At 39.1% G+C, this 4,696-nt stretch carries 3 protein-coding genes and 1 pseudogene; all 4 read right to left on the bottom strand.

All coding sequences use genetic code 11. The annotated features are described in order from the left end of the window. The coding region (gene pnp, locus AAC037_RS20065; RefSeq protein ID WP_339905121.1) for a polyribonucleotide nucleotidyltransferase at positions 1-2,103 on the bottom strand (2,103 nt) is incomplete at its 3' end. Positions 2,104-2,203: 100 nt separating this feature from the next. Then, the gene (gene rpsO / locus AAC037_RS20060) at positions 2,204-2,479 is read right to left on the bottom strand and encodes a 30S ribosomal protein S15 (RefSeq protein ID WP_303612426.1); all 276 of its coding nucleotides are present in this window, start codon (positions 2,477-2,479) and stop codon (positions 2,204-2,206) included. Positions 2,480-2,542: 63 nt separating this feature from the next. Continuing rightward, complete coding sequence (locus AAC037_RS20055) at positions 2,543-4,372, bottom strand: LptF/LptG family permease (RefSeq protein ID WP_339905118.1); 1,830 nt, start codon at positions 4,370-4,372, stop codon at positions 2,543-2,545. Between the two features lie 225 nt (positions 4,373-4,597). Next, positions 4,598-4,696: pseudogene (locus AAC037_RS20050) on the bottom strand (ATPase); the annotation flags it as partial.

The following is a 4,696-nucleotide window of genomic DNA, read 5'->3' as shown; positions in this document are numbered from 1 at the left end:
TGCTTTTCTAGACAATTTGTATTTTCCTGTCTTTTTATCTACATCTATTAACTTAACTGCAATTTCCTCGCCAGATTCCAGGACTCCATCCATGGATTCCAGTCTCTCCCACTTGATTTCAGAAATATGCAACAATCCATCTTTACCAGGCATAAACTCAATAAAGGCACCAAAAGGCATGATATTCTTCACTTTACCGGTATAAGTCTCTCCAATTTCCGGCTGCGCAACGATTGCTTTTATCCTGCCAATGGCAGCATCCATAGACTCCTGGTTATTTGAGAAAATATTGATTTTCCCAATATTATCCACCTCTTCTATAATGACAGTGGCTCCTGTATCTTTTTGAATTTCCTGGATAACTTTTCCTCCGGGACCGATAACTGCACCAATCAATTCCTTAGGAATCTGCATGTTATAAGATCTTGGGGTATGTGGCTTGAATTCAGGTCTTGCGGATGGCAAGGTTTTGTTGATTTCATCCAAAATATGTAACCTTCCTTTTCTGGCCTGATAAAGGGCCTCTTTCAATACTTCATAGTCCAAACCTTCTACTTTAAGGTCCATCTGGCAAGCCGTAATCCCCTTGGATGTACCTGTCACTTTGAAGTCCATATCTCCCAAGTGATCTTCATCACCCAAAATATCAGATAAAATAGTGTAATTTCCTGTCTCTGCATCAGAAATCATGCCCATGGCAATACCTGTAACTGGACTTTTGATGGCAATACCGGCATCCATTAGCGCCAATGATCCGGCACATACAGTAGCCATAGATGAGGAACCATTGGATTCCAAAATATCAGAAACAACCCGAATGGTATAAGGATTGTCTTCCGGTGCAGGCAACACTTTCTTAAGCGCGCGCATGGCAAGGTTACCATGACCTACTTCCCTTCTTCCCGGTCCTCTATTAGGTTTAACTTCCCCTGTACTGAAACCAGGAAAATTATAATGCAAAAAGAATTTGTTATACCCGGATAAAACTGCTCCATCTACCATTTGCTCATCAAGCTTTGTACCTAGGGTACATGTGGTAATGGATTGGGTTTCACCCCTGGTAAAAACTGCAGACCCATGAGCTGATGGCAAGTAATCCACTACAGACCATATTGGTCTGACCTCATCAGGCTCTCTGCCATCTAATCTCTTTTTCTCATTCAAAGTGAAATTTCTGGCAGCTTCTTTATGAACTTTACCGAAATACCTACCTATAAGGCTTTCGTCGTATTCGTGATCTTCACCCAGACTTTCTACAAATTTTTCTTTGATAGCCTTGACTAGTTCGGATCTCTCCGATTTGTTTGGGATCTGTCTGCTAACCACGTCATACAGACTATCGTACAAATCCTCTTTTATTTTAGCATGAAGTGCTTCGTCATTAACTTCATGGCTATAGGCCCTTTTTTCTTCTTTGCCTACAAGTTTGGTCAGTTCTTTTTGAACTTGACAGTGTTTTTTGATTTCTTCATGAGCGAACTGTAAGGCTTCGACCATTTCATCTTCAGAAACCTCATCTCCTTCACCCTCTACCATAAGGATGAATTCTTCAGAACCGGCTACAATCAGCTCCAAAGAAGCCTTTTCTAATTCTGTTGGAGTAGGATTAATAAAAAGATTGTCATCAATCTTTGCTACCCTAACTTCCGAGATCGGTCCATTGAAAGGAATATCAGATACAGCAAGTGCTGCTGAAGCAGCAAGACCGGCAAGGCAGTCAGGTAAAACGTCTTCATCATAAGACATCAAAGTGATGCTTATGTTCGTGTCCGCATGGTAGTCATCCGGGAAAATAGGCCTAATGGCCCTATCTACCATCCTACTAATTAATATTTCGTAATCAGATAATCTTCCTTCTCTCTTCAAAAATCCTCCAGGTATTTTTCCTGAAGAAGCGAATTTCTCCTGATAATCAACAGACATAGGGAGAAAATCAACTCCCTCACCTGCTTCTTTTTTTGTTACTACGGTAGCTAGTAGTATAGCTTTGCCCATTTTAATTACAACAGCACCATCAGCTTGTTTGGCCAATGCACCTGTCTCTATGATTATTTCCCTACCATCTTCAAGAGTGATAGTTTTTGAAATTGTATTTGGTAACATATACTTTTGAGTATGTAAAGTGTATAGTTTTAAAAATAAGGCTTAATAACAGAAGGAAGTAAAAAAGTAAGGTCCCTTATATAAAGGAACCCTACAAGTATTATTTACGGATACCAAGGTCAGCAATTACATTCCTGTATCTCTCAATATCAATTTTAATAAGGTAATTCAGTAAACTTCTTCTTTTACCTACCAATTTCAATAGACCTTTTCTGCTTGAATGGTCCTTTTTGTTGGTCTTTAAGTGTTCCGTCAGGTGCTTAATCCTGTAAGTAAACAGGGCAATTTGTGACTCAGGAGACCCTGTATCACTTTCTGACTTCAACCGACCATGATTCTTGAATAGTTCTACTTTTTCTTCTTTCGCTAAATACATGCTTAGTCAAATATGATGTTAAATTTTTTAAAACAGAGCCAAAGGTAGCTGTTTTATTCCAAATTATAAAACATCTTCTTTTAACTTTTTTCTCCGGATCATTTTCTGGTATAATTTAACTATTTTTTCCCAAATTCCTTGGTAAAAATCGGGTTCAAATAATCTCGCATCTTTTCGGGCTTGCTTTAAAAAAAACAGACCGAACGGAATCAATGCCATATTGGAGAAAAAGGTTCCGAAAAGTGGATCTGACAAACCTTCCTTTGCCCATTTCTCTCCGGTGATTGTCAACATATAATAAATGATAAAAAAAATGATGGACAACAAAACCGGCATGCCTAGTCCGCCTTTCTTGATAATAGCTCCCAATGGCGCTCCAATCATGAACATTACGAAGCAAGCCAATGACTGGGTATACTTTTGGTACCAAGCAACAGTAAAATGCCTGTATTGCCTCATTACTTCATTGACTTGGGTTTTATTCTTAGTGAAATTGTTTTTAATGTTTCTTGCTGATGTGAGTCCTACAGAGGCCCGCGAGTGTCGGTATCTTGGCGTCGACAATAAAGAGTCCAGGCGCTTTTCTTGATCAGCAGATAAGGGCTGTATGACCTGCTTTTCGGTCTTTAAAGCACTGTTTTTATTGATTTCCCGCATGTCGGGTTTTTTATTAGTCTCCAAAACTTTGGCTACGCTGTCTTTGGATTGGGCAAGGCTGTCACTTAATTCAGCCGAAGGTTTACTGCTTGCTCTTTGTGCCAGTTTAACAGTCTGAGCCTCTCTCTCACTTGAATCAATTGTTGTTGGGTTGCTTGTGTTTGTATCACCTGCAGCGGTAGAAGAAATGGGTGTTTCGGAAACTTCCGCCCCTGCCCGCTCTATGTTCACATCATTTTGAAGTAGGTCTTGTTCGGCCTGGTACTTTAAATTTTTAAGCGAGTCACTTTCCAGTTTTTTATCCAAGATATCCTTGGGCGGTGTCAGCTTCCGGGATCTACCAAAATAATTGTAAGAAGCCTCAGTGTTGGCATAGTTAAAAAAGTGAAAGTGATTGATTTCTCTTTCCATTGAGTCTAAGTCAACCCTTATTTCACTAATATTTTTTATGGATTTACTGTTGGACCAAAGTTTTTCATCCGTTCGATCCAATTCAAAAGCATCCAAATTAAAAACCATTTTATTGGTTTCAAATTGTGTTCTGCTAAAAGTCTGGGGAACCTTTCCCCCACCTCTTCTTCCTGTACCTTCCTGATAACTGTTCCCATTATAAAGGGTCAACATTATGTAGCGATCGTTAAAGAAGGGTTCCATCCTACCTGAATCAGCAGTAATCATGTGAAGATTACCCTGTCCTGAAGTGTGGTCATAGATCAATACATCTTTGAGGCGCACTTCATCTAATTTATTGTTGACTTTGATGCTGTATCCCGGTATTCCGTTGTAAAACACCCCCTCCTTGATATCAAATGCCGGAGATTTCATCCGGATATCATACAACAAGCTAAAGGTTTTGAGATTTACACGAGGAACAATGTAATTATTGGATAGAAATGCCAATACGGTAACAATGGCTACAAAAACACCAATCGGAAGCATGGTACGGTTGAGGGAAATGCCGCTGCTCTTGATGGCTGTTAATTCAAAATGTTCTCCCAGGTTTCCAAATGTCATCAATGAAGAAAGCAATACAGCCAAAGGCAAGGCCATGGGAGAAATGCTTATTACAAAATAACCAATGAGTTCCATATAGACCATAAAAGGCAGGTCCTTACCAAAAATCTCATCAAAATATTTAAGCATATACACCGTGAGCAAAATAAAATCTACCACGATAAAAGTAAGCAGAAAAGGACTGAGGAATGACCCCAATACTAGCTTATCTAATTTTTTCATTCAATGCTTTTACTTTTCATTTGCAAACACCAATCAGGCCATGCCATACAAGTGCCCATAGCCTTTAACGCTATTTGTACTTAAAACGGATGAAGAAGCCACTACTTATTTTTCAAGCTTTTTTTCATCAACATTCAGCACCTGCTTGCTTTGCATTTAAACCGATGGGTTAAACCCTTGACAAAATTGAGCATATTATGTTAAAAATGATAATTAAAAGCCATTTTATCCACCAATAATCTCTTTAAGAGATCCTATCAAACCTTCCCAAATTGACTGCTGCTCTTGCTCATCAAAGGCGTCGCTATATTCTATTACACGCAG

Source organism: uncultured Cyclobacterium sp. (genome assembly GCF_963976465.1).
Taxonomy (GTDB): domain Bacteria; phylum Bacteroidota; class Bacteroidia; order Cytophagales; family Cyclobacteriaceae; genus Cyclobacterium.
Note: the sequence above shows the minus strand (reverse complement) of the source record. Positions and strands in the feature narration are given on the sequence as shown.

Coding starts and splice junctions, on each gene's coding strand:
- rpsO (WP_303612426.1), bottom strand. CDS start 2,479: ATGTATTTAGCGAAAGAAGAAAAAGTAGAACTATTCAAGAATCATGGT.
- AAC037_RS20055 (WP_339905118.1), bottom strand. CDS start 4,372: ATGAAAAAATTAGATAAGCTAGTATTGGGGTCATTCCTCAGTCCTTTT.